The following is a 26,659-nucleotide window of genomic DNA, read 5'->3' on the forward strand; positions in this document are numbered from 1 at the left end:
ACACAAAAACGCCGCGAGAGGATCGCGGCGTTTTTGTTTACGTGGATATCGGGTCATTCAGTGTTGCGGCGGATGGCCCCTTCGCGGGCAAGCCTCGCTCCTACAAGGACAACGCGAAACCTGTAGGAGCGAGGCTTGCCCGCGAAGAATGCAACGCGGTGCATCTGATGCACCGCGCCCTCAGCATTTAGCTATAGACACGGCCAAGGAGCTGCCGATGGCTTTCAAACTGATCGAGCACGTCACGGGTGATCTGATCCTGAGTGAAGCCCATCAAGTCATAGTCTTGGCTGCCGTTGTGCAGGTACACCTCGGCGCGGTAGTAGCGCGCACGCGGTTCATCAGCACTCTCAGCCGACACCGTCTCGCTCGCCGCTGCCAGGTAGCCATCCAGGCTCACTTCGTAGACAAAAGGGTTGCCCTCTTCCATCTCGATCCGCACGCCCATGCAACGCTTGGACTTGCCCAGCAACGTTTGCACATCCAGGCCCTGGGCACGCAATTGCACCGCCGCATCTTCCAGCGCCGGGCTGACTTGCTTGTCCATGAAGCGCTGCACGATCGACTGGTTCGGTTGCAGGTCCAGTTGGGTCAGACGCTCGCTGAAACCGCGACGACCGCGCGCTGCCAGCTCCGCTTGCTCCTGTTCGATCTGCACGTCCTGGCGCATCGCCTTGTGCAAGCCGAACATGAAGAACACCAGCACCACCGAGAACGGCAGACCGGCCAACACCACCATGGTTTGCATGGCTTCGAAGTTACCGGCGAACAGCAGGCCGATGGTCACCAGGGTAATCACCGCCGACCAGAAGATCCGCAGCCAGTGCGGCGCATCTTCGTCAACGTTGCCGCCCTTGCAGGAAAGGTTGGCCATCATCACCGCGCCGGAATCCGCCGGGGTCAGGAACAAAACGAAACCGACGAAAATCGACACGCCGATCACAATCTTCGACGCCGGGTAATGCTCAAGCAGTTGATAGATCGCCATCGACGGCTGTTCCAGCGCCGTCTTCCCGAGCTCCACCGCCCCATGGTTCATCACCAGGTCCAGGGCCGAGTTACCGAAGATCGACAGCCACGCCAGGGTGAAACCCAGCGGGATCAGCAGCACGCCGGCCACCAGTTCACGCACGGTGCGACCACGGGAAATACGCGCGATGAACATGCCCACGAATGGGGCCCAGGAAATCCACCACGCCCAGTAGAACAAGGTCCACAGTCCCAGCCAGCGGCCGGACTTCTCACTGTCACCTTCGTAAACGTACAAGTCGAAAGTCTTCAGCACCACGCCGTTCAGGTAGTCACCGATGTTCTGCACGAAGCCGTTGAGCAGGTGCAGGGTCGGGCCGAACAGCAGCACGAAAATCAGCAGGCCGCTGAACAGCACGATGTTCAGGTTGGACAGACGGCGGATACCGTTTTCCACGCCGGACACAGCGGCGATGGTCGCCACGGTGCTCATCACGATGATCACGATCAGCAGGTTAGTGTTGCTGTGTTCCATGCCGAACAGGTTTTCAAGGCCCGACGACACTTGCAGCGAACCAATCCCCAGGTTCGTCACCAGCCCCAGCAGGGTCACGAACATGCCGAAGCCGTCCACCGCATGCCCGGCCGCGCCTTTGACCCAACGCTCGCCGACCAACGGATACAGCGCCGAACGCAGCGCCAACGGCTGGTTATGGCGGTAAGCAAAGTACGCCACGGCCAGGCCGACCAATGCGTAGATCGCCCAGCCATGCAGGCCCCAATGCAGGAACGTCAATTGCACAGCCTGACGCGCGGCCATGTTGCTGGCGGCTACGCCTTCCGGCGGATTGAAGTAGTGGTCCAGCGGCTCGGAAGCGCCGAAATACAGCAGCGAGATGCCGATACCCGACGAGAACAGCATCCCCGCCCAGGCGCCGTAACTGAAGTCCGGGGTGTCGTCCTTGCTGCCCAGTTTGAGTTTGCCGTACGACGAAAACGCCAGGCCGACGACGAATACCAGATAGGCGGCGATGACCACCATGTAGTACCAGCCGAAGCTGCGGGACAGCCAGGCCTGGGCGATGCCGAGCAATCTGCCCGCCTCTTGCGGGGCGATGATCAGAATGGCGGTCAACAACAGGATCAACGCGGTAGAGGTGTAGAACACCCAACCGTTGACCGTCACCTTCTCGGGTGGGGTCTTTATAAGAGAGGCAGAACTCATGGCACAGATGCTCCGGGCAGTGCGGGAGAAGAACACAAGGCAACGCGTTACCCGACCAATCGGTTAGTTGGCAGCCGACCGGCGGGTGATATAAAGACAGCCCGAAAAAAGCCCGAAGCCTTTGAGCGCCAGTGCGCGGGGGTTTCGAGCGGTTTCAGATGTCGTTTTTCCGCCGACTACACGTAGGAAAAACCTGTAGGCAGCGACGAATTGTCGCAGATCTTATTCTTTGTTGATTGAACGTTCAATCAAAACAAAATAGACTGGCCCTCAATCCGATAGACGTTTTTCGTCCGTCGGAAGGCCTAAGGAGATGTGCAAGATGCCCAAGGTCGGTATGCAACCCATCCGCCGCCAGCAATTGATCGAAGCCACATTGCAGGCTGTCGATCAGGTCGGAATGGGGGACGCCAGCATTGCGCTGATCGCCCGTTTGGCCGGTGTCTCGAATGGCATCATCAGTCACTATTTTCAGGACAAGAACGGCCTGATAGCTGCCACGGCGCAGTATCTGATGAGTGTCCTCAGCGAGAACGTCACTGCGCGCCGTCAGGCGCTGGAGGACAGCAGCCCGCGGGCGCACCTCCAAGTGATCATCGAAGGCAACTTCGACGCCAGCCAGGTCAATGGCCCGGCAATGAAAACCTGGCTGGCCTTCTGGGCCACCAGCATGCACCACCCGTCTTTGCACAGGTTGCAGCGGATCAACGATCACCGCCTGTATTCCAACCTGTGCTGCCAGTTCCGCCGTGTATTGCCGCTCGATGACGCGCGCAGTGCAGCTCGAGGCCTGGCAGCCCTCATCGACGGTTTGTGGTTGCGCGGCGCCCTGTCGGGAGATGCTTTCGACACTGAGCAGGCGCACCGCATCGCTTACGAATACATGGATTTCCAATTGGCCAAGCAGGTGAGCTAGAGCACACATAACCGCTCAGCCCCTGAACCGTCACTGATCAGCGTCGCCAATGCGACACGGCACGCCCAGTGACCAACGCCAACCACTTATGCACTTGCGAGGACACTATGGCCCGTTTCGAACTGCAAAAACTCTACATCGATGGCGGCTACTCTGACGCCAGCAGCGACGCCACCTTCGAAGCCATCAACCCGGCTAACGGTGAAGTCCTCGCAAAAGTACAGCGTGCGACGAAAGAAGACGTCGAACGCGCTGTGGTCAGCGCCGAAAAGGGCCAGAAAATCTGGGCCGCCATGACCGCCATGGAGCGTTCGCGCATCCTGCGTCGCGCCGTGGACATCCTGCGCGAGCGCAACGATGAGCTGGCCGCCCTGGAAACCCTGGACACCGGCAAGTCGTTCTCCGAAACCAAATACGTCGACATCGTGACCGGTGCTGACGTACTGGAATACTACGCCGGCCTGGTGCCCGCCATCGAAGGCGAGCAAATCCCGCTGCGCACCACCTCGTTCGTCTACACCCGTCGCGAGCCGCTGGGCGTCGTGGCCGGTATCGGCGCGTGGAACTACCCGATCCAGATCGCCCTGTGGAAATCCGCACCGGCCCTGGCCGCCGGTAATGCGATGATCTTCAAGCCAAGCGAAGTCACCTCGCTGACCACCCTGAAACTGGCCGAGATCTACACCGAAGCCGGCGTTCCGGCGGGCGTGTTCAACGTACTGACCGGCAGCGGCCGTGAAGTCGGCACCTGGCTGACCGAGCACCCACGCATCGAAAAAATCTCCTTCACCGGCGGCACCGACACCGGCAAGAAGGTCATGGCCAGCGCTTCGAGCTCCTCGCTCAAGGAAGTCACCATGGAACTGGGCGGCAAATCCCCGCTGATCATTTTCGACGACGCCGACCTCGATCGCGCCGCCGACACCGCGATGATGGCTAACTTCTACAGCTCCGGTCAGGTCTGCACCAACGGCACTCGCGTGTTCGTACCGACGCACCTGAAAGCCGCTTTCGAAGCCAAGATCGCCGAGCGCGTTGCACGCATCCGCATCGGCAACCCGGAAGACGAAAACACCAACTTCGGCCCGCTGGTCAGCTTCGCCCACATGGAAAGCGTGCTGGGTTACATCGCCAAAGGTAAGGAAGAAGGCGCTCGCGTACTGTGCGGCGGCTCCCGTCTGACCGAAGGCGACCTGGCCAAAGGCGCATTCGTGGCACCGACCGTGTTCACCGACTGCACCGACGAAATGACCATCGTTCGCGAAGAAATCTTCGGCCCGGTCATGGCGATCCTGACCTACGACACCGAAGAAGAAGTGATCCGTCGCGCCAACGACACCGAGTTCGGCCTGGCCGCCGGCATCGTCACCAAGGACCTGAACCGCGCTCACCGCGTGATTCATCAACTGGAAGCCGGTATCTGCTGGATCAACGCCTGGGGCGAGTCCGACGCGAAAATGCCGGTCGGCGGCTACAAGCAGTCGGGCGTGGGCCGTGAGAACGGCATCACTTCGCTGAACAACTTCACACGCATCAAATCGGTACAGGTCGAACTGGGCGATTACGCCTCGGTGTTCTAAGGCACACCCGCAAAACCTGAAGCAGCTGTCGAGGCACGAGGCTGCGTTGCGCGTCCGCAGGACCGCCCTCAGAGGGCCGCTGCGCGACCCAACGCAGCCTCGTACCTCGGCAGCTGCTACAGGCGACCTGACCAACTTCAAAGAGGGTGCATTTAATGTCCCAAGAATACGATTACATCATCATCGGTGCCGGCTCGGCCGGTAACACCCTGGCGACCCGTCTGACTGAAGACGAAGGCGTCACCGTCCTGCTGCTTGAAGCGGGCGGCCCGGATTACCGTCTCGACTTCCGCACGCAAATGCCGGCCGCCCTGGCGTTCCCGCTGCAAGGTCGCCGCTACAACTGGGCCTACGAAACCGATCCAGAGCCACACATGGACGGTCGCCGGATGGAATGCGGTCGCGGCAAGGGCCTCGGCGGTTCTTCGCTGATCAACGGCATGTGCTACATCCGCGGCAACGCGATGGACTACGACAACTGGTCGAAACTGCCAGGTCTGGAAAACTGGACCTACCTCGACTGCCTGCCGTATTTCCGCAAGGCTGAAACCCGCGACATCGGCCCGAACGACTACCACGGTGGCGACGGTCCGGTCAGCGTGACCACGCCAAAAGCCGGCAACAACCCGCTGTTCCACGCGATGGTTGAAGCAGGCGTGCAAGCCGGTTACCCGCGCACCGAAGACCTGAACGGTTACCAGCAGGAAGGTTTCGGTCCGATGGACCGCACCGTGACGCCGAACGGCCGTCGCGCCAGCACCGCTCGCGGTTACCTGGACATCGCCAAGAAGCGCTCGACCCTGACCATCGTCACCCACGCCCTGACCGACAAGATCCTGTTCGAAGGCAAGCGTGCGGTCGGCGTGCGTTACTTGATCGGCGCCGCCGAAGAGCGCGTTGAAGCCAAGGCCCGCAAAGAAGTGCTGCTGTGCTCCGGCGCCATCGCTTCGCCGCAGATCCTGCAACGCTCCGGCGTCGGCCCGGCCGAACTGCTGAAGAAACTCGATATCCCGGTGGTCCACGACCTGCCAGGCGTCGGCGAAAACCTGCAGGATCACCTTGAGTTGTACCTTCAATACGCCTGCACCCAACCGGTGTCGCTGTACCCGTCGCTGCTCTGGTACAACCAACCGGCCATCGGCGCCGAGTGGCTGTTCAACGGCACCGGCATCGGCGCCAGCAACCAGTTCGAAGCTGGCGGTTTCATCCGCACCCGCGAAGAATTCGATTGGCCGAACATCCAGTACCACTTCCTGCCGGTCGCGATTAACTACAACGGCAGCAACGGCGTGAAAGAACACGGCTTCCAGGCACACATGGGTTCCATGCGTTCGCCAAGCCGTGGTCGCATCCAGGCCAAGTCGAAGGATCCGCGCGAGTACCCGAGCATCCTGTTCAACTACATGGCCACCGAGCAAGACTGGCAGGAATTCCGTGACGGCATCCGCCTGACCCGTGAAATCATGCAACAGCCTGCGCTGGATGCCTTCCGTGGCCGCGAAATCAGCCCGGGCATCGACGTGCAAACTGATGAGCAGCTCGATCAGTTCATCCGCGAACACGCCGAAACCGCGTTCCACCCGTCCTGCTCCTGCAAAATGGGCACCGACGAAATGGCCGTGGTTGACGCTGAAGGTCGCGTGCATGGCATGCAGAGCCTGCGAGTGGTCGATGCCTCGATCATGCCGATCATCACCACCGGTAACCTGAACGCGCCAACGATCATGATCGCCGAGAAAATCGCCGACAAGATCCGTGGTCGTCAGCCATTGCCACGCAGCAAGGCTGCCTACTTCGTGGCCGGTGATGCACCGGTGCGTGGCAAGCCGATGCGCGATGTGAATCCTACTGCTCAGTAACACAGCGGCACCGCGTCACGGCCAATCGCGAGCAAGCTCGCTCCCACAGGTTTCGGGTTGAATTGCAGATTTGTGATCAAACCCGGTCCCCTGTGGGAGCGAGCTTGCTCGCGATGGGGCCTGACAAGACAACAAAAATCCCCCTGCCCCACCTCGGGTAAACTTTTCCTACACCTATCCAAGCTTGATCCTACCCCCCGCGCAGGCCTAATCTAGCGCCACGCAAACGTTTCACCCCCCTCGCCGTACCGATACGCTGCTTCTCCATTCCAAGGAGGTTTTCGAATGTTCGATTTCCACCCCCAGCTCAAGCAGCGCTTTGCTGCCTTGCGCACGGGCGCTGAATTCTTTTCGCTGCGATATGTACGCGAGTCCGGCCAATACCTGTCTGTACGCAAGAACGTCGCCGAACCGCCGAGCCTGAGCCGTGACGAGGGCGCGATGCTGACCGTTCGGGTCAACGGTGTCGAAGCCTATGCCGCGACCAACGACCTGTCGCAACAAGGCTTGCAAGCCGCGCTGGAAAAAGCCGAGCAACAAGCTCGCCGACTCAAGCCCCATGCCTTGCTCGACCTGAGCACGCAGCGTGTTTCCAGCGACCGCGCCGACTACCTGTCGCCGAACTTCGACCAGCCCTTCCCGTCCCTGAGCGACTGCTACCAACTGCTCGGTGCCGAATCCGCCGCCGTGCCCAAGGATGAGCGCCTGGTGAACTGGCAGGTGAGCATCGGCATCACCAACGTCGAACAGATCTACCTCAGCAGCGCCGGCGCCGAACTGCGCCAGGCCCAGCGTTTCGTCTACCCGAGCCTGGAAGTCACCGCTTACGACGGCAACGACAGCCAGACCCGCACCCTGGGTCGCGAGAACTTCGGCCAACAGGGCGGTTTCGATGTGATCAGCCGCTGCGGCCTGGTCGGTGCCGGCCCGAAAATCGCCGATCAGGCGTTGCAATTGCTACTGGCACCGAACACCCCGCAAGGCCCGCGCGACCTGCTGTTGATGCCGGACCAGATGATGTTGCAGATCCACGAATCCATCGGTCACCCGCTGGAACTCGACCGCATCCTGGGCGATGAGCGCAATTACGCCGGCACCAGTTTCGTCAAGGCTGAAGACTTCGGCAGCCTGCAATACGGCTCCAAACTGCTCAACGTGACCTTCGACCCGGACATTCCCGAACAGCTCGCCAGCTATGGGCATGACGACGACGGCACCGCCGCGAGCAAGCAATTCCTGATCAAGGAAGGTGTGCTGCTGCGTCCATTGGGCGGCGCGTTGTCGCAATTTCGTGCCGGCATGGACGGCGTGGCCAACAGCCGCGCGTGCGGCTGGAACCGTCCACCGATCGACCGCATGGCCAACCTGAACATCGAGCCCGGCGATCAGCCGCTGGAACAACTGATCGGTGGAATCGAGAACGGCATCTTGATGAGCACCAACCGTTCCTGGTCCATCGACGATGCGCGCAACAAGTTCCAGTTCGGCTGCGAATGGGGCCAGTTGATTGAAAACGGCGAACTCAAAGGCGTAGTGAAAAACCCGAACTACCGGGCGATTTCTGCACACTTCTGGAAAAGCCTCAGCGCCGTCGGCGACGCCAATACCTTCAAGGTTCTGGGCACGCCAAACTGCGGCAAGGGCGAACCGAACCAGGTGATCCGCGTCGGCCATGCGTCGCCGGCCTGTGTGTTCAGTAACGTTGATGTGTTTGGGGGAGACGCCTGATGACTACGTCGAAAAATCAGGCCGACGCTTTCAAAGCTTTGGTCCAATGGCTGCGGGAAGCGATTCGCGAGCCAGAACAATTCACCCTCAGTTACGCCGCCGAGTCCTCGGCCTTCGTGCGCTTCAACCACGCCAAGGTCCGTCAGGCCGGGCAGGTGCAGCAGGCGAGCGTCGGTTTCAAACTGATCGACGAGGGTCGCCACGCCGATCTGAACATCACCCTTTCCGGCGATGCTGAAACCGATATCCAGCGCCTGGCCGAAGGTCTGCAACAACTGCGCGAAACCCTGCCACTGCTGCCAGCGGACCCGTATCTGCTGCTCAATCACAATGGCTGGCAGAGCAAGAACCTGCAGGATCATCCGCTGCCGGACACCGAGCAGGTCGTCGCCGAAATCACCCAGGCTGCCGAAGGGCTGGACCTGGTGGGGTTCTATGCCGCCGGGCCGATCAGTCGCGGCTTCGCCAGTTCCTCGGGTGCGTTCGGCTGGCATCAGGCCAACAGCTTCAACTTCGATTTCAGTTTGTTCCATGACAACGGCCAAGCGGTGAAGGCCAGCTACGCCGGGCACGACTGGAACAGCGAAGGTTTTGCCAAGCGCTTTGCCTTGGCGCGCGAACAACTGGCGTTTCTCGGCCGACCGTTGCGCACCTTGGCACCGGGGCAGTACCGCGCTTACCTCGCGCCAGCCGCCATGGAAGAAATCATGGACATGCTGGGCTGGGGCGGTTTTTCGGCGCAGTCGATTGCCAGCAAGAACAGCCCGTTGCAGAAGCTCTACGCCGGGGATCAGTCGTTCAGCCCGTTGGTGTCTGTCGATGAGAAAGTCAGCGGTTCCCTGAGCCCGGCGTTTTCCGGCGAAGGGTATCCGCGCAGCGATCTGGGCTTGATTGTCGAAGGCAACGCCGGCGCGCAAATGGTCAGCTCGCGCAGTGCCGCCGAGTATGGTCTGACGGCGAATGGTGCTGGCGGCGATGAAATGCCAAGCGCGCTGAACATGGCGGCCGGCGTGTTGCCGGAAGCCGAGATTCTCAAGCAACTGGGCACGGGGTTGTACATCAGCAACCTCTGGTACCTGAACTACTCGGACCAACCGGCGGCGCGCCTGACCGGCATGACAAGGTTTGCGACGTTCTGGGTCGAGAACGGCGAGATCCAGGCACCGGTGAGCACCATGCGGTTTGATGACAGCGCCTACAGTTTGCTCGGTTCGCAGTTGGAAGCGTTGACCGAGGAGCGCGAGTTGCTGCTGTCGGCGAGTACCTATAGCCAGCGGGCGACGGCGTCGGCGTTGTTGCCGGGGGCGCTCGTCAGCCGATTGACCTTGACCCTGTAAAAGCTTCGCGGGCAAGCCTCGCGCCTACGGGATCGGGGTTTGCCGCAGGTTAGCGGACAACGCCAGACCTGTAGGAGCGAGGCTTGCCCGCGAAGAATCCACCAAGGACTAACTGACTCACACTCACTAGAGGTCCCATGCCCAACCGCCCACCTCTCGACCCTGTCACCGCCCGCTGGTTGCCGTGGGTCGTCGCCATTGCCTTCTTCATGCAATCCCTCGACGGGACGATCCTCAACACCGCCCTACCGGCCATGGCCCTGGACCTGGCGGAAAACCCGCTGCGCATGCAGGGGGTGATCATTGCCTACATGCTCACCGTCGCCTTGCTTATCCCCGCCTCGGGCTGGATCGCCGACCGCTTCGGCACCAAGAAGATCTTCTTCGGCGCGATCCTGCTGTTCAGCATCGGCTCATTGCTCTGTGCACTGTCGAGCACCCTGACCATGCTGATCGGCGCCCGGATCATTCAAGGCCTGGGCGGTGCCTTGATGTTGCCGGTCGGCAGGCTGGTGGTGCTGCGCGCCTACCCGCGTTCGGAGCTGGTGCGGATCATGGGTTTCATCACCATTCCCGGCTTGCTCGGCCCGTTGCTGGGTCCGACTACCGGCGGTTGGATGGTTCAATACCTGTCCTGGCACTGGATCTTTTTGATCAACCTGCCGGTCGGCGTGATCGGTTGCTACGCCGTGTGGAAATTCATCCCCGACCTGCGCGGCAGCGAACGCACGCGGTTCGATGGCCTCGGTTTCATACTGTTCGGCGCGGCGATGGTGCTGATCACCATCGCCATGGAAGGCCTCGGCGAATTGCACTTGCCGCACCTTCGCGTGATGTTGCTGCTGTTCGGCGGCATGGCGTGCCTGGCGGCGTATTGGCTGCGGGCCGGGCACATCGACAATCCGCTGTTCGCGCCGTCGCTGTTCAAGACCCGGACGTTCGCCGTCGGCATCCTCGGCAACCTGTTCGCCCGCCTGGGCAGCGGCGCCCTGCCGTTCCTCGTGCCGTTGCTGCTGCAAGTGGCGCTGGGTTATTCGCCGTCCCAGGCCGGGATGAGCATGTTGCCGCTGGCTGCGGCGGCGATGTTCGCCAAGTCCGTGGCGCGACCGCTGATCGAACGCCTGGGTTATCGCATCGTGCTGACCGGCAACACCCTGGCGCTGGGCATCATGCTGGCGGCCATGGGCCTGGTCAGCGAGCAGACGCCGTACTGGCTGCTGCTGGTGATGCTGGCGATTGCCGGCGCGATCAACTCCTTGCAGTTCACCGCGATGAATACCGTGACCCTGATCGACCTCGACGACGCCAGCGCCAGCAGCGGCAACAGTTTGCTGTCGGTGGTGGCGCAATTGTCCTTGAGCCTCGGTGTAGCGTGCGCCGGTGCGCTGCTCGGCGGGTTTACGGCGGAAATCGGCAACGATGGTGTGGAAACGGTGCTGGGCGCGTTCCAACTGACCTTCGTAACGGTCGGAATCATGGCGATGCTCGCCGCGACGATCTTCTCGCAGCTTTCACCCAATGATGGTCGACGGGTGATCAGTCGCGAACACGACATAGAGCACTGATGTAGCAGCTGTCGAGGCACGAGGCTGCGTTGCGCGTCCGCAGGACCGCCCTCGGGGGCCGCTTCGCAGCCCGACGCAGCCTCGTACCTCGGCAGCTGCTACAAATACGAGGCTGCGTTGCGCGCTTGCGGGGCCACCCTCGGCAGCTGCTACATGCTTCTCGTCCAGAATTTGCAGGTGCGACACGCAGGCCTGATACACTGCGCGACATTTTGTTTTGCAGGCCAGTCCCGTGACCACCATCGCCACCGCTTTTAATACTTTGCCGCTGTCCGCCGCCATGCTGGCTAACCTCGACTCCCTCGGTTATGCCCAGATGACGCCGATCCAGGCGCAAAGCTTGCCGGTGATCCTCAAGGGGATGGACCTGATCGCGCAAGCCAAGACCGGCAGCGGCAAGACGGCTGCCTTCGGCATCGGCCTGCTGAACCCGATCAATCCGCGTTTCTTCGGTTGCCAGGCGCTGGTCATCTGCCCGACGCGTGAGCTCGCGGATCAGGTTGCCAAGGAAATCCGTCGCCTGGCCCGTGCCGAAGACAACATCAAGGTCCTGACCCTGTGTGGCGGCGTGTCGTTCGGCCCGCAGATCGGTTCGCTGGAGCACGGCGCGCACATCATCGTCGGCACCCCGGGTCGCATTCAGCAGCATTTGCGCAAAGGTTCGCTGGTGCTGCATGGCCTGAACACGCTGATCCTCGACGAAGCCGACCGCATGCTCGACATGGGTTTCTACGATTCCATCGAAGAAATCATTGCCCAGACCCCTGAGCGCCGCCAGACCCTGCTGTTCTCCGCCACTTACCCGACGGGCATCAAGCAACTGGCCGCGAAGTTCATGCGCAACCCGCAGATCGTCAAGGCCGAGGCGTTCCACGACGACACGCAGATCGAGCAGCGCTTCTACGAAATTTCCCCGGAAGAACGCATGAGCGCCGTGACCAAGGTCCTCGGCCACTTCCGCCCGGCGTCCACCGTGGCCTTCTGCTTCACCAAGCAACAAGTCCAGGAAACCGTTGATCACCTGACCTCCAAAGGCATTTCCGCCGTCGGCCTGCACGGCGATCTGGAACAGCGTGACCGCGACCAGGTATTGGCGATGTTCTCCAATCGCAGTACTTCGGTACTGGTTGCCACCGACGTCGCCGCGCGCGGTCTCGATATCGATGCGCTGGACATGGTGATCAACGTCGAACTGGCCCGTGACTCGGAAATCCACATTCACCGCGTTGGCCGTACCGGTCGCGCCGGTGAAAAAGGCATCGCGATCAGCCTCGTCGCCCCGTCCGAAGCGCACCGCGCCCAGGCCATCGAGAAGCTGCAACAGTCGCCGTTGAGCTGGGATCAAATCGACAACCTCACCTCCCAGGGCGGCGCACCGCTGCTGCCGGTGATGAGCACCCTGTGCATCGGCGCAGGTCGTAAAGACAAGGTTCGCCCGGGCGACATTCTGGGTGCACTGACCGGTGATGCCGGTATTCCGGGCGCCCAGGTCGGCAAAATCGCGATCTTCGACTTCCAGGCGTATGTGGCAGTGGAACGCGGGATTGCCAAGCAGGCCCTGCAGCGTCTGAACGACGGCAAGATCAAGGGCCGTTCGTTGCGCGTGCGTATTCTGTAAGAACTGCGCACATTCCCCTGTGGGAGCGAGCCTGCTCGCGAAAGCGGTCAGTCAGACAACATCAATGTTGAATGTACCGACCTCTTCGCGAGCAGGCTCGCTCCCACAGTTAGTTTTGTGGTGAGACATTAAGAGGACACCGTTTTGCGCTCTACCGAAGTCGTGATCATTGGCGCTGGCGCCGCAGGGTTGATGTGTGCGCTGACCGCCGCCGGGCGCGGGCGCAAGGTGATGTTGCTCGACCACGCCAACAAGGCCGGCAAGAAAATCCTGATGTCGGGCGGTGGCCGCTGCAATTTCACCAACATGTACACCGAACCGGGCAATTTTCTCTCGCAGAACGAACACTTCTGCAAATCCGCGCTGGCGCGTTACACCCAGTGGGATTTCATCGGTATGGTCGCCAAACACGGCGTGCCGTACCACGAGAAGAAACTCGGCCAGTTGTTCTGCGATAACAAATCCAGCGACATCCTCGAAATGCTGCTCAACGAGTGCGCTCAGGTCGGCGTCAGCCTGCACCTGGACACCTCGATCCAGACCATCGAGAAACTCGAAAGCGGTTACTTGCTGGACACCACCCTTGGTCAGCTGGCCTGCGAATCGTTGGTGATCGCCACCGGCGGCCTGTCGATTCCGACCCTGGGCGCCACCGGATTCGGTTATCAAGTGGCCAAGCAATTCGGCCACGACTTGTTGCCAACCCGCGCCGGCCTGGTGCCGTTCACCATCACCGATCAGCTCAAAGAACTCTGCACCGAGCTGTCCGGTACGTCGGTGGATTGCCTGGTGAGCTGCAACGAGCAGAGTTTCCGCGAGAACATCCTGTTCACTCACCGCGGCCTCAGCGGCCCGGCGATTTTGCAGATCTCGTCGTTCTGGGAATCCGGCGATACGGTCGAAATCAACCTGATGCCGGACCACGACGTGCCGACCTGGCTGCAACAGCAGCAAGCCGAACGCCCGAACAGCGAATTGAAAACCTTGCTGGGGGAAATCTTCACCAAGAAGATGGCCAACCTGCTGGCGGACAACTGGTTCGTGTCCAAACCGATGAAGCAATACACCCACGCGGAAATCGCCGACATCGCCGAAAAACTCGCGAGCTGGAAAGTCGTCCCCGCCGGCACCGAAGGCTACCGCACCGCCGAAGTGACCCTGGGCGGCGTCGACACCCACGAAGTGTCGTCCAAGACCATGGAATCCCTGAAAAGCCCCGGCCTGTACTTCATCGGCGAAGTGCTCGACGTTACCGGCCATCTGGGCGGCTTCAACTTCCAGTGGGCATGGGCCTCGGGCTACGCCGCCGCACAATACGCCTGACCCCACCACTCGGTGCAGGAGCTGTGTAGGAGCTGTGTAGGAGCTGTCGAGTGAAACGAGGCTGCGATCTTTTGATCTTGCTTCTGAAAAAACAAAGTCAAAAGATCGCAGCCTCGTTTCACTCGACAGCTCCTACAGGGGATTTCATTTCAAGGTGATAACCCCGTGTTCACCACGCAAGGAACAGATTTTGCTGTCAGATGTGATCGGCGCCATTGCGTCGGCGTCATTACTGGCTCAATTTAGCGTCATCGCCTCGGAAGGCCCTCGCACTTCATGTCATCGACCCCTTTTAGTCAGTCTCTGCGTCGCCTCTGGGCGCTGGATAAATTCAGCTACAGCGTGCGGGTGTTCATCGCCCTGACCGGCAGCATGGCCGTTTGTTGGTATCAGGATGAAATGGGGCTATTGATCCCGTTGTTCCTGGGCATTATCGCCAGCGCCCTGGCCGAGACCGACGATAGTTGGCAGGGCCGCCTCAATGCGCTGGCCGTGACGCTGGTGTGTTTCAGCGTTGCCGCGTTCTCGGTCGAATTGCTCTTCCCCTACCCCATCATCTTTATCGTCGCCCTGGCGTTGGCCGCCTTCGGCCTGACCATGCTCGGTGCCCTCGGCGAACGCTATGGTGCAATTGCCTCGGCGACGCTGATCCTGTCGGTCTACACCATGATCGGCGTGGACCAGCGCGGCGGCGCGGTGACCGATTTCTGGCACGAACCGGTGCTGCTGGTGGCCGGTGCGGCCTGGTACGGATTGCTCTCGGTGCTGTGGCAGGCGATGTTTTCCAACCAGCCGGTGCAGCAGAGCCTGGCGCGATTGTTCCGTGAATTGGGTTTGTACCTGAAGCTCAAATCGTCGCTGTTCGAACCGATCCGGCAGATGGACGTGGAAGCGCGACGCCTGGAACTGGCCCAGCAAAACGGCCGGGTAGTGGCTGCGCTGAACGTCGCCAAGGAAATCATTCTGCACCGGGTTGGCAATGGCCGGCCGGGCTCGAAAGTCAGTCGTTACCTCAAGCTGTACTTCCTCGCCCAGGACATCCACGAGCGCGCCAGTTCCTCGCACTACCCTTACAACGCGCTGGCCGACGCGTTCTTCCACAGCGACGTAATGTTCCGCTGCCAGCGCCTGCTGCGCCAGCAAGGCAAAGCCTGTCGCGCCCTGGCCGAATCGATCCAGATGCGCCAGCCCTTCGTCTATGACGCCAGCTTCGCCGAAGCCCTGGGCGACCTGCACGCTTCCCTCGAACACCTGCGCATCCAGAGCAACCCGGCCTGGCGCGGACTGCTGCGTTCCTTGCGCGCACTGGCGGCCAACCTCGGCACCCTCGACCGTTTGCTCAGCGACGCGAGCAACCCCGACGCCCTCGCCGACGCCACCGACAGCAGCCTGCTCGACCGTTCGCCACGCAACCTCAAGGATGTGTGGCTGCGCTTGCGCACGCAACTGACGCCGACCTCGCTGCTGTTCCGCCACGCCCTGCGGTTGCCCCTGGCGTTGAGCATCGGCTACGGCATGGTGCATATGATCCACCCGTCCCAGGGTTACTGGATCATCCTCACCACGCTGTTTGTCTGCCAACCTAACTACGGCGCGACCCGACGCAAACTCGGGCAGCGGATCATCGGCACCGCCATCGGCCTGACCCTGGCCTGGGCGCTGTTCGACCTGTTCCCGAACCCGTTGGTCCAGTCAGGTTTCGCCATCGCCGCCGGGGTGGTGTTCTTTATCAACCGCACCACGCGCTACACCCTGGCGACAGCGGCGATCACCTTGATGGTGTTGTTCTGCTTCAATCAGGTCGGCGACGGTTACGGGCTGTTCCTGCCACGACTGTTCGATACCTTGCTCGGCAGCCTGATCGCCGGACTGGCGGTATTCCTGTTTCTGCCGGACTGGCAGGGCCGTCGCCTGAACAAAGTGCTGGCCAATACCCTGACCTGCAACAGCATTTACCTGCGCCAGATCATGCAGCAATACGCCGCCGGCAAAAGCGACGACCTGGCGTATCGCCTGGCCCGACGCAACGCACACAACGCCGATGCGGCGCTGTCGACCACACTGGCGAACATGCTGATGGAGCCGGGGCATTTCCGGAAAGAAGCGGATGTCGGTTTCCGTTTCCTGGTGTTGTCCCACACGTTGCTGAGCTACTTGTCAGGCCTCGGCGCGCACCGTGAAACGCAGTTGCCGCAGGATGTGCGAGAGCATTTGATCGACGGTGCCGGGGTAAGTCTGGCGGCGAGCATCGATGAGATCGCTCAGGGTTTGGCGAGCAAACTGCCGATTGCGATTCAGAGCGATGCGGAAGAGGCGCTGGCCAATGAGCTGGAGCAGATGCCGGATGAGATCGATGAAGGTCAGCGATTGGTGCAGACGCAGTTGGCGTTGATTTGTCGGCAGTTGGGGCCGTTGCGGACGTTGGCGGCGCATTTGATCAAGGATACGAGCGAGGATTGAGTGTCGCGTTGACCGGGCAGGCCCTTTCGCGAGCAGGCTCGCTCCCACAAGGGTATGCATTTCAATGTGGGAGCGAGCCTGCTCGCGAAGGCAATATCAGCCACACCCAAACAACTGGATCAACCCGCCTCACATCCCATGCTGCTTCATCAACCGCTCATAACTCCCATCCGCCTTCATCGCCGCAATCTCCCGATCAAACCCCGCCACAATCTGCTCATGCTGCGGGTTCTTCAGGCTGACCAGAATGTGCAGGCTGTTTTCACTCAGCGGCTTGGGCAGGAATTCGACCGAATTGCGCACCTTGGCCGATTCCCGGGCCAGGTAGTAACGAGCGACGTACTCATCTTCCAGGGTCAGTTGGACCCGATCAGCCGCCAGCATGCGCACGGCCATGGCGAAGTTATGCACCGGGATTTTCTGCAGCGCCGCATCCTCATCGAACTCCGGCGAGTAGGCGTACCCGCGCACTACTGCGATCGGGTAGGTGTGCAGTTGCTGCAAATTGTTGTATTCGATGGGCGCGTCTTTGCGCTTGATGAAGCGCACGCGGTTGAGCAGGTATTCGCCGGAGAATTGCCCGAGCTTGGTGCGCTCGTCGTTGTACCAGGCGTTGACCAACACGTCGTAGCGGCCCTCGCCTACGCCGAGCAAGGCACGCGCCCAAGGCACCTGCTCGAAATCGCTGGAATAGCCGGCCCGGGCCAGCGCAGTGCTGACAATGTCGGTGGCCAAGCCACCGTTGACCAGCGTGGCGTCGGTAAAGGGCGGCCATGCATCGGCCACCAGACGCAGCTTTTCCGCCGCCGCGTTCTGTGTCAGCAACAGCAATCCAATCAAAGCAAAAGCTCGATGCAATCGCGGCATGCTAGAAAATCCTTAGCGGGCGGGCTGCCCGGCGTGTTTTTCAGCCAAAACTCCAAGACTCGAGTACCGGCCTGCCGGTACTAAACCTTAGCTCATTGAAGCCACTGCACAGCGCTTGATTGCAGATTACACAAAGAAGACAACGCCGCGCGAAATGAATGATGGCATTTTGGCCTATGTCACAGATTTATCAGCCATCGAGACATCTTTCGCCGGGACGCTTAGTATCGGGAGGACGTTGGTCAAGGAATGTGAAGATGACAATCGAGTGGGTCTGCAAACATCACAGCGATCTGGGTAAAGAGCAGCTGTATGCCATTTTGAAATTGCGCGCCGAGGTGTTTGTCGTCGAGCAGCAATGTGTCTACCAGGATATCGATGGCCAGGATCTGGAAGGTGACACCAGCCATTTGATGGGCTGGGATGGCGAGCGTCTGGTCGCGTACCTGCGTTTGCTCGACCCGGAACTGCAGGGCGGCGACGTGGTGATCGGCCGGGTGGTGACCGCGCCTGAAGGTCGTGGCCAGGGGCTGGGGCATGCAATGATGGAACAGGCGTTGAAACAGGCTGAAAAGCGCTGGCCCGACATGCCGATTTATCTGTCGGCCCAGGCGCATTTGCAGGGGTATTACGGGCGATACGGGTTTGCGGTGGCGGGTGAGGAGTATGTCGAGGATGGCATTCCGCATATCGGGATGCGGCGGTCTTAAGGGCCGCTTCGCGGGCAAGCCTCGCTCCTACAATTATTCGCGGTGTCCACAAATGATGCGGACAACCCAAATCCTGTAGGAGCGAGGCTTGCCCGCGAAGGCGTCGGAACAGACGCCACAAAACCTCAGGGATATTCCAGCACCGCTTTAATCTGCCGCAAATTGCGCTCGATCCACCCCCGGTCAATCGCGCCCCAATCCCGAATCCGATAATGCCCGGCATGGTTACGCGCGCCGTCTTCCTGCTCGAATTCACACACGATATCCAGATCCGCCAACGCCGCGATGGTGTCTTGGGCCGTGCGCCGAGGCATGCCGGTGACGTCGGTAAGGGTCGGGACGCTGCTGGCCAGCCCGCTGTCGATCAGGTACGCCACGTACAACCGGCGGTAGAAGCTGCTTTTGGTCTTGCTGACGTCCATCCATGCGCTCCGGGTTAATTAGAAGATCAAAAGATCGCAGCCTTCGGCGGCGCCCATAGGCGCGTAGGAGCTGCCGAAGGCTGCGATCTTTTGATCTTGATCTTCTATTGCATATCCCGCCAAGTCAGATACACCCGCAGATCAAACTCCACCTGGTGATACCCCGGCAACATGTGTTCGCACAGCTTGTAGAACGCCTTGTTGTGATCGGACTCCTTGAAATGCGCCAACTCATGCACCACGATCATTTTCAGAAATTCCGACGGCGCCTCCTTGAACAGCGAGGCCACGCGGATTTCTTTCTTGGCCTTGAGCTTGCCGCCCTGCACCCGGGAAATCGTGGTGTGCAGGCCGAGGGCGCGGTGGGTCAGGTCCAGGCGGTTGTCGAACAACACTTTGTCGATGGACGGGGCGTTGCGCAGGTATTCCTGCTTCAGGTCCAAGGCGTAGGTGTACAACGCCTTGTCGCTTTGCACATCGTGTTTTTGCGGGTAACGCTGGCTCAGGTAATCGCCCAGCCGACCGTCGGCGACCAGCTGGCACACCTGGTCCTGCAATGCAGCGGGATAAGCCTGGAGGTATTTCAACGCGATCATCGGGCGGGCAACATGCAGCATGAAAAGGTCGCCAGTGTAGCGAATTCAGCCGGGCAGCGCGCTCCAGTCGAAGGGCTGCACAAAGGCGCCGGCATCCTCGGCCATCATCGGCCGCGCGACCAGGAAGCCCTGCACATACTCGCAGCCGTTGGCCTGCAGCCACTCATACTGCGCCGGCGTTTCCACCCCTTCGGCAATCACCAGCAAACCGTATTGCTTGCACAGATCGATCACCGTGCGCACCAACGCCGCGTCCCGAGACGACTCGGGCAGGCGGGCGATCAGATGCCGGTCGAGTTTCAGGGTGTCCAGCTCCAGATCCCGCAGATGCGCCAGCGAACACGACCCCGAGCCGAAGTCATCCAACGCCACCCTCACCCCCAGGTTGTGCAGCAAGCGCAGCTGCTTGCGGGTTTCCTCGGGGTTAATCATCAACGCTTCTTCGGTGACCTCGACTTCGATCTGGCGCGGCTTCAATTCATGGCGCTCCAGCACCTGGCGTAATTCGGTGACCAGATTGGGCATGCCGAACTGGGTGCTGCTCAAACTCACTCCCAACACCAGATCCTCGGCAAACAAGGTTTCCCAGGCTTTACGCTGTTTGGCGCTGCGATGGTAAATCCAGCTGCCCAGGCGACTGATCAACCGAGCCTCCTCCAGCAACGGCAAAAACAGCCCCGGCGGCACATCGCCGACACTCGGGTGCTGCCAGCGCAGCAACGCTTCGAAACCGCGAATCTGCCCGCCATCGATTGCGACTTGCGGTTGATAGACCAGATTGAAATCGCGGTTCTCGATGGCCGTGCGCACGCTCTCTTCGAGCATCAGCCGCGAGCGCGCCCGGCCGTTCATTTCGTGATCGTAAAAACGATATTGCTGACGCCCGGCGCGCTTGGCTTCGTACATCGCGATATCGGACGCGCGCAGTAAACCGTCAAGGTTGGAGCCGCAATCCGGGTAAGTCGCAATGCCGATGCTGGCGCCGAGGGCAATGTCCAGGCCTTCGATCTGCTGACAGATCGACACCCGCTCAATCAGTTTCTCGGCAATCTTCGCCGCCTGCTCGGGGAATTCCAGGTCCAGCAGCGCCGTGAATTCGTCGCCGCCCATCCGCGCCAGAATGTCAAAGGGCCGCAGGCAAGCCTTCAACTGCTCGGAGACCCAGCGCAGCACCCGGTCGCCGGCATCGTGACCGAGGGAATCATTGACCCGCTTGAAGCCGTCCAGATCGAGATACATCAGCACCCAGGAGCTGTCGGTACGTTCGCCACGCAGCAGCAGGTTTTCCACGGTCTGGTGAAAACCGCGCCGGTTGAGCAGCCCGGTCAGCGGATCGGTGACAGCCTGGAACTCCAGTTGCTGATGCAGGTGGCGCACTACCGACATGTCCAGCACCGTCACCACCATCGCGTGCTGCTCGGAAGGCAATGGCGCGCAGGACAACGCCACCGGAACCTGCTGGCCCGGCGCTGTACGCAACAGCGCATCGTGCAGACGCGAGGTCTCGCCGCGCTTGTAGCCGTTATAAAGATCGGAATCGGCCCAGACCGGAATGTGCGGCTTTTGCAGGAAATCCAGAAACTCCTTGCCCTGCAAATCCTTGACCGTGGCATTGAGCAGACGCGACATCGCCGGGTTGGCGAAACGGATCAGGCCGTCCTCCCCCACCACCAGGATGCCTTCGGCAGCGTTGTCGAGCACCGACGCATTGAAAGCCCTGGCAACCTCCAGATCGTGGCTCAGGCGCTGCAAGGCCCGACGATTGCGTTGATGCTCAAGCAACGCCTGGACCTTGGGCTTGAGAATCTGCGGATCGAAGGGTTTGAACAGGTAATCCACCGCGCCACTCGCGTAGCCCTTGATCACGGCGTCCTGGGATTGTTCGTTGGCGGTGAGGAATATGATTGGGGTCAGGCGGGTGCGTTGACTGCCGCGCATCAACCGCGCGACTTCGAAGCCGTCCATACCGGGCATCTGCACATCCAGCAGCACCAGGTCGATTTCGTGTTCCAGGAGCAAACTGAGGGCCTCGAAGCCCGAGGCGGCGGTCATGACCTGCCAGTCCTGGCGCTGTAACAAGGCGCGCATGCTGATCAGGTTTTCAGGGTAATCATCAACGACTAAAAGGACAGAGTTGCCTTCACCTGGCGTGGGTTGCGCGCATTCCATGCTGCTTCTCTTGTTCGGGGCGACAGGCCGGTTTCTCGTGAAAACCGGACAAATTCTACGCCTTCACTCTAGACCCGGATCCGCAAAAGCAGTAGGTGTCATCACGCCATCATTTAACCAAAGCGTCCATAAGCCGACTAACGGTCGGCTCTACAGCCCCCGGAAACCGGGGAAGATGGCTTTTTGACAGGATGTTGACGTCAATCATCTGCCAGGCGGGCATTAACAAAGACGCCCGCTACGCTTATAAAGACTGCCCTCCAAGGCCCGTGTTAGAGCTTCTGGCACGGGCGTGCAGCATGAATTTGTGGAAGCTTTGTCTATGATCGATCTCGCAACATGGAACCTGAGTGTTCCTGTCGGCAATCCGCCGTACACCGTTGATACAGCCAAACTGGTGAACGGTTTCAAGGACCAATACTTCCACTCTGACACCGGCACCCTGTTCTTCTGGTCCCCGGTCACCGGCTCCAAAACCGCAAACGCCAAATACCCCCGCACCGAACTTCGCGAAACCTATAGCAACGGTACCCTGCGCAACTGGCTCTACCCGGACGCCGACAATTCCCTGCGCGCGACCCTGGCAGTCAATCAGGTGCCGAGCTCGGGCAAGATCGTCATCGGCCAGATCCACGCCTATGAAAGCCAGAAACCCCTGATCAAGCTTGAATACCAATTCAAGACCGGCACCCAGACGGGCAACATCGTCGCCAAAGTGCGCATGCACCCGGATGACGGCGAAGGCCGGGTGATCACCATCGCGACCGGCGTGAAGCTGGATCAGGAGTTTTCCTACCTTCTTCACCTGAGCCCCGGCGGTGCATTAGGCATCAGTGCCGCGGGTTATCAGTGGGACTCGAACATCAGCGCGACGTGGCGCGACAAACCGCTGTATTTCAAGGCGGGCGTGTATGTGCAGGACCACACCGGGTATACCAGCGAAGGCGGGAAAGTGACGTTCAGCAAGCTGGATATTGATCACGATAAGTAGATCGTTGGCTGACGCTAACCCTTGTGGCGAGGGGGCTTGCCCCCGTTGGGCTGCGCAGCAGCCCCCCATCACTCTCTAGCCATCCTAAAATCTCGTAGGAATCCACCCCTTGTGGCGAGGGAGCTTGCTCCCGTCGGGCGGCGAAGCAGCCCCAAACCCTGCCACCGTATTCCTACAATCCACCGCAGCGCCCGGTTTTGCGGCGGCTGCGCCACCGAATGGGTGCAAGCCCCCTCGCCACATCTTTATCCAATAAAAACCCGCACGACGGCGGGTTTTTATTAGCGCGCTTTTTAATCCCAACTCTTTTGAAAGCGTGAATTGCTAATAACAGAAAGAGCACGGGACGGCCAACGAAATAGACCATTACGATAGTTGTGAAGAGGGGACCTATTAAATAAATCTGTTCACTTTTCCTTTGTGACGTCAGACCAGCATCAACTACTCAGGCCTACCCTAACGATATGAATGTTCCCTCTACTGAAAAGACCCCCTCCTCAAAAAGTTTGAATTCCCCCTCGGGATAATTCCCACCCTTTGACAAACGAAACGTACCACTGGCATATTTATCACCTTCAATATTATCAATCTCCAAATGCGCTGCAACGGGCTCATCATTTCGGTCTAGCGTGTAGGTCTTTCCAACCTCAAGGTCGGTTCTAAACTTAATTCCCATATAATAACGGTGCCCGTCTATCTCCCTATAACCTGGAGTAACATGAAAGAACCCGTCCTTATTAGAAAAGAGGCCCTGCCCCGCAAGCTTCAACGTGTGATCACCATAGTCTTGATGTTTGAATATGACGTCCAGCTCACCAGAAACATTGCCACTAGCGCTATTTTTAGTTTCCATTCTTTTCATCCAGCAAGTGAGTGAGTTCAAAGAATAGGCGTCTGCCAGCGCTAGCACACCTGTAATATCTGACAGGTATTTATATCTTTTTGCAATAAATAACCCTTATCTAGCAACAAAAAAATCAACCCACTGAAGCAATTACTCAATTGACCATAACGAAGTAATTTTGGATTATGCAACAGCATAAATGTCACCTATATAGAACCTTTAAATCTTTAAGATTGATTATGCTCACTATGTCGCCCCGGCCTGATGATGCAAATGACGCCCACAAAAAAACCCGCCTCTCGGCGGGTTTTTCATCAACGCTGTTTCACACTCAGGCTTAGTTAACCTTAGCGTTCAACTCACCTTTCAGGTAACGCTGATACATCGCTTCCAACGAGATCGGCTTGATCTTCGAAGCATTGCCGGCAGTACCGAAAGCTTCGTAGCGAGCGATACAAACATCACGCATCGCCGTCACAGTCGCGCCGAAGAACTTGCGCGGGTCGAACTCGCTCGGGTTGGTGGCCATCAGGCGACGCATTGCGCCGGTGGATGCCAGACGCAGGTCGGTGTCGATGTTGACCTTGCGCACGCCGTGCTTGATGCCTTCGACGATTTCTTCAACCGGTACGCCGTAGGTTTCTTTGATGTCGCCGCCGTACTGGTTGATGATCGCCAGCCAGTCTTGTGGCACCGAAGAAGAACCGTGCATCACCAGGTGGGTGTTCGGGATGCGTTTGTGGATTTCTTTGATGCGGTCGATGGCCAGCACGTCGCCGGTAGGCGGCTTGGTGAACTTGTACGCGCCGTGGCTGGTGCCGATGGCGATGGCCAGGGCGTCGACTTGGGTGCGTTTGACGAAGTCAGCGGCTTCTTCCGGGTCGGTCAGCATCTGGCTGTAATCCAGAACGCCTTCGGCGCCGATGCCGTCTTCTTCACCGGCCATGCCGGTTTCCAGCGAACCCAGGCAGCCCAGCTCGCCTTCTACCGAAACGCCGCAGGCGTGAGCCATGGCCACGGTTTGTTGGGTAACACGGATGTTGTAGTCGTAGTCGGTCGGGGTCTTGCCGTCTTCGCCCAGGGAACCGTCCATCATTACCGAGCTGAAGCCCAGTTGAATGGAGCGCTGGCAGACGTCAGGGCTGGTGCCGTGGTCCTGGTGCATGCACACCGGGATGTGCGGGAATTCTTCGATTGCCGCGAGGATCAGGTGACGCAGGAACGGGGCGCCTGCGTATTTGCGAGCACCGGCCGAAGCCTGGACGATCACCGGGGAGTCAGTCTTGTCAGCGGCTTCCATGATGGCGCGCATCTGCTCAAGGTTGTTGACGTTGAAGGCTGGAACGCCGTAGCCGAATTCGGCTGCGTGGTCCAACATCTGGCGCATGCTGATAAGTGCCATTGTGTGTGTCTCTCCCGGTTTGGGTCGTTAATCGTGCCAGCCTGCCGTAGCGGCGGCGGCTATTCAAGTTATTGCAGATCGGGGGTTGGTCCGGTCCGCTCATTCGGTATTACAAAAATCTTGAGAACTACACAAATCCCTTGTGGGAGCGAGCCTGCTCGCGAAGGCGGTATTGCAGTCAACAGTGCAGTGACTGTCAGACCGCTTTCGCGAGCAAGCCCGCTCCCACATTAGGTCCGTGGCGTTTCAATTACTGCGCTTTACAACCGCGGCCAATCAAATCATTGGTGGCGACCCAGTACACCAGGCCTTCCTCACCTTTTACGTGAAACGCCAGCATGTCGTTGCTGTACAGCGAACCTTCGGCGCCCGGTTCAAGCTTCAAGCGGTAGACCTGATCAGCCCCGCCGAGGCGCACGTCGACTTCCTTGCGGCTGTCGTCGGTGTAGCGCCACAGCACTTTCGCCTGGCTGTCGCAGGTCCAGGTGGTCCAGTTGTCCGCCGGTGCCGACGAGTCGAACAGGTTGAAATTCGAACAACCTGCCAGCAGTGCCAGCGCCATGACGGTGATAAAACCTTTCATCCGTGTTCCTCGACCGACGGCGCACGCTGCCGGCCTTGAGTAAAGAGTCAGACCCGTCAAGGGCAGCCATGTTCCTTGGCCGGGGTCTGTGTCTCGTATTTGTCCAGGCCATCCGGCCCGGAACGCTTGTTGAGCACCGGGTTGGTTTCGGCCTGCCAGTCGGCCTGGTAACAGCCTTTATCAGCCGGCGCAGACGGCGCGGGTTCCGGTTTGGCTTTCGGGTTACTCCCGCAAGCCGTCAGCGAAGCCGCGACGATCAACAGCGCTATCGTCCTGACCATGTAAACACTCCTTTGCCTGGTCAAATGGGTCGCCTCAGGCCTTGGCCCGGCTTTCCAGGACCTCAACGGCCGGCAGCACCTTGCCTTCGACGAACTCAAGGAATGCGCCACCACCGGTGGAAATGTAGGAGATCTGGTCAGCAACGCCATACTTATCGATGGCCGCCAGGGTGTCGCCACCGCCAGCAATCGAGAACGCCGAGCTTTCAGCGATAGCCTGGGCCAGGACTTTGGTGCCGTTGCCGAACTGGTCGAATTCGAACACGCCCACCGGGCCGTTCCACAGGATGGTCTTGGACGACTTCAGCAGCTCGGCGAAATTCGCCGCAGTCTGTGGGCCGATGTCCAGGATCATGTCGTCGTCGGCCACGTCGGCGATCAGCTTGACGGTAGCGGTAGCGCTTTCAGCGAATTCCTTGGCAACCACCACGTCCACTGGCAGCGGCACGCTGACTTTGGCGGCGATGGCGCGGGCGGTGTCCAGCAGGTCCGGTTCGTACAGCGACTTGCCGACCGGGTGACCGGCTGCGGCCAGGAACGTGTTGGCGATGCCGCCACCAACGATCAACTGGTTGCAGATCTGGCTCAGGCTGTTGAGGACGTCGAGTTTGGTCGACACCTTGGAGCCGGCAACGATCGCAGCCATTGGCTGGGCTGGAGCGCCGAGGGCTTTGCCCAGTGCGTCCAGTTCAGCGGCCAGCAACGGACCAGCGGCAGCGACTTTGGCGAACTTGGCCACGCCGTGGGTCGAACCCTCGGCACGGTGAGCGGTGCCGAAGGCGTCCATCACGAATACGTCGCACAGGGCGGCGTATTGCTGGGCCAGTTCGTCAGCGTTCTTTTTCTCGCCTTTGTTGAAGCGTACGTTTTCGAACAGCACGATGTCGCCGGCCTTGACGTCAACGCCGCCCAGATAATCGGCCACCAGCGGCACTTCGCGGCCCAGGGCCTTGCTCAGGTAGTCAGCGACTGGCTTGAGGCTGTTCTCGGCCGAGAACTCGCCTTCGGTCGGACGGCCAAGGTGCGAGCAGACCATCACGGCCGCGCCTTTTTCCAGGGCCAGCTTGATGGTCGGCAGCGAAGCCAGGATACGCGCATCGCTGGTGACAACACCGTCCTTGACTGGGACGTTGAGGTCTTCGCGGATCAGTACGCGCTTACCTTGCAGATCGAGGTCGGTCATCTTCAACACGGTCATGGGTCGCAATTCCTGA

The 26,659-nt window shown here is 60.0% G+C and carries 21 protein-coding genes; 11 read left to right on the forward strand and 10 right to left on the reverse strand.

The genetic code is table 11. The annotated features are described in order from the left end of the window. Positions 1-187 precede the first annotated feature (187 nt). Positions 188-2,137, reverse strand: coding sequence for a BCCT family transporter (locus LOY68_RS29560; protein ID WP_265045842.1), 1,950 nt, complete (start codon positions 2,135-2,137; stop codon positions 188-190). A gap of 379 nt (positions 2,138-2,516) precedes the next feature. On the opposite strand from LOY68_RS29560, the gene betI reads away from it, so the two are divergent. The 9 genes from betI (at position 2,517) to yccS (ending at position 16,580) form a co-directional block, all read left to right on the forward strand. Beyond that, entirely contained in the window at positions 2,517-3,110 is a 594-nt protein-coding gene (gene betI / locus LOY68_RS29565) for a transcriptional regulator BetI (protein WP_010466984.1), read from the forward strand. Positions 3,111-3,217: 107 nt separating this feature from the next. Continuing rightward, a complete protein-coding gene (betB, locus tag LOY68_RS29570; protein WP_054616884.1) occupies positions 3,218-4,690 on the forward strand; it encodes a betaine-aldehyde dehydrogenase in 1,473 nt (490 codons plus the stop codon). Between the two features lie 155 nt (positions 4,691-4,845). After that, entirely contained in the window at positions 4,846-6,549 is a 1,704-nt protein-coding gene (gene betA / locus LOY68_RS29575) for a choline dehydrogenase (RefSeq protein ID WP_265041364.1), read from the forward strand. 285 nt (positions 6,550-6,834) lie between these two features. Then, entirely contained in the window at positions 6,835-8,277 is a 1,443-nt protein-coding gene (locus LOY68_RS29580) for a TldD/PmbA family protein (RefSeq protein ID WP_163911084.1), read from the forward strand. Continuing rightward, complete coding sequence (locus tag LOY68_RS29585; protein ID WP_163911082.1) at positions 8,277-9,614, forward strand: TldD/PmbA family protein; 1,338 nt, start codon at positions 8,277-8,279, stop codon at positions 9,612-9,614. Before LOY68_RS29580 ends, LOY68_RS29585 begins: the two co-directional genes overlap by 1 nt. A gap of 137 nt (positions 9,615-9,751) precedes the next feature. Further along, positions 9,752-11,179, forward strand: coding sequence for a multidrug transporter subunit MdtD (mdtD, locus tag LOY68_RS29590; RefSeq protein ID WP_163911079.1), 1,428 nt, complete (start codon positions 9,752-9,754; stop codon positions 11,177-11,179). Between the two features lie 232 nt (positions 11,180-11,411). Then, entirely contained in the window at positions 11,412-12,797 is a 1,386-nt protein-coding gene (gene dbpA, locus LOY68_RS29595; RefSeq protein WP_054044240.1) for an ATP-dependent RNA helicase DbpA, read from the forward strand. A gap of 144 nt (positions 12,798-12,941) precedes the next feature. After that, the gene (locus LOY68_RS29600) at positions 12,942-14,120 is read left to right on the forward strand and encodes an NAD(P)/FAD-dependent oxidoreductase (protein WP_265041365.1); all 1,179 of its coding nucleotides are present in this window, start codon (positions 12,942-12,944) and stop codon (positions 14,118-14,120) included. Positions 14,121-14,396: 276 nt separating this feature from the next. Beyond that, the gene (gene yccS, locus LOY68_RS29605) at positions 14,397-16,580 is read left to right on the forward strand and encodes a YccS family putative transporter (protein ID WP_054616890.1); all 2,184 of its coding nucleotides are present in this window, start codon (positions 14,397-14,399) and stop codon (positions 16,578-16,580) included. A 129-nt stretch (positions 16,581-16,709) separates the two neighbouring features. Here the strand turns inward: yccS and LOY68_RS29610 are convergent, their stop codons facing one another. Further along, the gene (locus LOY68_RS29610; RefSeq protein ID WP_265041366.1) at positions 16,710-17,447 is read right to left on the reverse strand and encodes a substrate-binding periplasmic protein; all 738 of its coding nucleotides are present in this window, start codon (positions 17,445-17,447) and stop codon (positions 16,710-16,712) included. A gap of 257 nt (positions 17,448-17,704) precedes the next feature. On the opposite strand from LOY68_RS29610, the gene LOY68_RS29615 reads away from it, so the two are divergent. After that, positions 17,705-18,157 (forward strand): GNAT family N-acetyltransferase, encoded by a 453-nt coding sequence (locus LOY68_RS29615; RefSeq protein ID WP_265041367.1) that lies wholly within the window; start codon positions 17,705-17,707, stop codon positions 18,155-18,157. Between the two features lie 125 nt (positions 18,158-18,282). Here LOY68_RS29615 and LOY68_RS29620 read toward each other — a convergent pair whose 3' ends face one another. The 3 genes from LOY68_RS29620 to LOY68_RS29630 form a co-directional block, all read right to left on the reverse strand. Further along, the gene (locus LOY68_RS29620) at positions 18,283-18,579 is read right to left on the reverse strand and encodes a winged helix-turn-helix domain-containing protein (RefSeq protein ID WP_163911071.1); all 297 of its coding nucleotides are present in this window, start codon (positions 18,577-18,579) and stop codon (positions 18,283-18,285) included. 104 nt (positions 18,580-18,683) lie between these two features. Further along, complete coding sequence (locus LOY68_RS29625) at positions 18,684-19,175, reverse strand: M48 family metallopeptidase (protein WP_265045843.1); 492 nt, start codon at positions 19,173-19,175, stop codon at positions 18,684-18,686. 45 nt (positions 19,176-19,220) lie between these two features. Continuing rightward, positions 19,221-21,344, reverse strand: coding sequence for a putative bifunctional diguanylate cyclase/phosphodiesterase (locus tag LOY68_RS29630; protein WP_265041368.1), 2,124 nt, complete (start codon positions 21,342-21,344; stop codon positions 19,221-19,223). Between the two features lie 322 nt (positions 21,345-21,666). Between LOY68_RS29630 and LOY68_RS29635 the strand changes: the two genes are divergently transcribed. Next, positions 21,667-22,335 (forward strand): polysaccharide lyase family 7 protein, encoded by a 669-nt coding sequence (locus LOY68_RS29635; RefSeq protein WP_163911064.1) that lies wholly within the window; start codon positions 21,667-21,669, stop codon positions 22,333-22,335. A 451-nt stretch (positions 22,336-22,786) separates the two neighbouring features. On the opposite strand, the gene LOY68_RS29640 is transcribed toward LOY68_RS29635, so the two are convergent. From LOY68_RS29640 to LOY68_RS29660, 5 genes are all read right to left on the reverse strand, one after another. Beyond that, on the reverse strand, positions 22,787-23,188 hold the full coding sequence (locus tag LOY68_RS29640) for a hypothetical protein (protein WP_265041369.1): 402 nt from the start codon (positions 23,186-23,188) through the stop codon (positions 22,787-22,789). Between the two features lie 328 nt (positions 23,189-23,516). After that, positions 23,517-24,581, reverse strand: coding sequence for a class II fructose-bisphosphate aldolase (gene fba / locus LOY68_RS29645; protein WP_265041370.1), 1,065 nt, complete (start codon positions 24,579-24,581; stop codon positions 23,517-23,519). A 250-nt stretch (positions 24,582-24,831) separates the two neighbouring features. Beyond that, on the reverse strand, positions 24,832-25,164 hold the full coding sequence (locus LOY68_RS29650; RefSeq protein ID WP_265041371.1) for an MliC family protein: 333 nt from the start codon (positions 25,162-25,164) through the stop codon (positions 24,832-24,834). Between the two features lie 56 nt (positions 25,165-25,220). Then, positions 25,221-25,445 carry a hypothetical protein gene (locus LOY68_RS29655; protein WP_265041372.1) on the reverse strand — a complete coding sequence of 75 codons (225 nt, stop codon included), beginning with the start codon at positions 25,443-25,445 and terminating at the stop codon, positions 25,221-25,223. A 34-nt stretch (positions 25,446-25,479) separates the two neighbouring features. Next, entirely contained in the window at positions 25,480-26,643 is a 1,164-nt protein-coding gene (locus LOY68_RS29660) for a phosphoglycerate kinase (RefSeq protein WP_163911055.1), read from the reverse strand. Positions 26,644-26,659 lie beyond the last annotated feature (16 nt).

The organism is Pseudomonas sp. B21-053, assembly GCF_026016365.1.
Lineage (GTDB): Bacteria > Pseudomonadota > Gammaproteobacteria > Pseudomonadales > Pseudomonadaceae > Aquipseudomonas > Aquipseudomonas nunensis.

What these genes read in the sequence shown, in the direction of transcription:
- LOY68_RS29610 (WP_265041366.1), bottom strand. Translation starts at nt 17,447, where the DNA reads ATGCCGCGATTGCATCGAGCTTTTGCTTTGATTGGATTGCTGTTGCTG.
- LOY68_RS29620 (WP_163911071.1), bottom strand. Translation starts at nt 18,579, where the DNA reads ATGGACGTCAGCAAGACCAAAAGCAGCTTCTACCGCCGGTTGTACGTG.
- LOY68_RS29585 (WP_163911082.1), top strand. Translation starts at nt 8,277, where the DNA reads ATGACTACGTCGAAAAATCAGGCCGACGCTTTCAAAGCTTTGGTCCAA.
- LOY68_RS29580 (WP_163911084.1), top strand. Translation starts at nt 6,835, where the DNA reads ATGTTCGATTTCCACCCCCAGCTCAAGCAGCGCTTTGCTGCCTTGCGC.
- LOY68_RS29640 (WP_265041369.1), bottom strand. Translation starts at nt 23,188, where the DNA reads ATGGAAACTAAAAATAGCGCTAGTGGCAATGTTTCTGGTGAGCTGGAC.
- LOY68_RS29635 (WP_163911064.1), top strand. Translation starts at nt 21,667, where the DNA reads ATGATCGATCTCGCAACATGGAACCTGAGTGTTCCTGTCGGCAATCCG.
- LOY68_RS29650 (WP_265041371.1), bottom strand. Translation starts at nt 25,164, where the DNA reads ATGAAAGGTTTTATCACCGTCATGGCGCTGGCACTGCTGGCAGGTTGT.
- yccS (WP_054616890.1), top strand. Translation starts at nt 14,397, where the DNA reads ATGTCATCGACCCCTTTTAGTCAGTCTCTGCGTCGCCTCTGGGCGCTG.
- mdtD (WP_163911079.1), top strand. Translation starts at nt 9,752, where the DNA reads ATGCCCAACCGCCCACCTCTCGACCCTGTCACCGCCCGCTGGTTGCCG.
- fba (WP_265041370.1), bottom strand. Translation starts at nt 24,581, where the DNA reads ATGGCACTTATCAGCATGCGCCAGATGTTGGACCACGCAGCCGAATTC.
- LOY68_RS29655 (WP_265041372.1), bottom strand. Translation starts at nt 25,445, where the DNA reads ATGGTCAGGACGATAGCGCTGTTGATCGTCGCGGCTTCGCTGACGGCT.
- betB (WP_054616884.1), top strand. Translation starts at nt 3,218, where the DNA reads ATGGCCCGTTTCGAACTGCAAAAACTCTACATCGATGGCGGCTACTCT.
- betI (WP_010466984.1), top strand. Translation starts at nt 2,517, where the DNA reads ATGCCCAAGGTCGGTATGCAACCCATCCGCCGCCAGCAATTGATCGAA.
- LOY68_RS29615 (WP_265041367.1), top strand. Translation starts at nt 17,705, where the DNA reads ATGACAATCGAGTGGGTCTGCAAACATCACAGCGATCTGGGTAAAGAG.
- LOY68_RS29630 (WP_265041368.1), bottom strand. Translation starts at nt 21,344, where the DNA reads ATGGAATGCGCGCAACCCACGCCAGGTGAAGGCAACTCTGTCCTTTTA.
- LOY68_RS29660 (WP_163911055.1), bottom strand. Translation starts at nt 26,643, where the DNA reads ATGACCGTGTTGAAGATGACCGACCTCGATCTGCAAGGTAAGCGCGTA.
- betA (WP_265041364.1), top strand. Translation starts at nt 4,846, where the DNA reads ATGTCCCAAGAATACGATTACATCATCATCGGTGCCGGCTCGGCCGGT.
- LOY68_RS29625 (WP_265045843.1), bottom strand. Translation starts at nt 19,175, where the DNA reads ATGATCGCGTTGAAATACCTCCAGGCTTATCCCGCTGCATTGCAGGAC.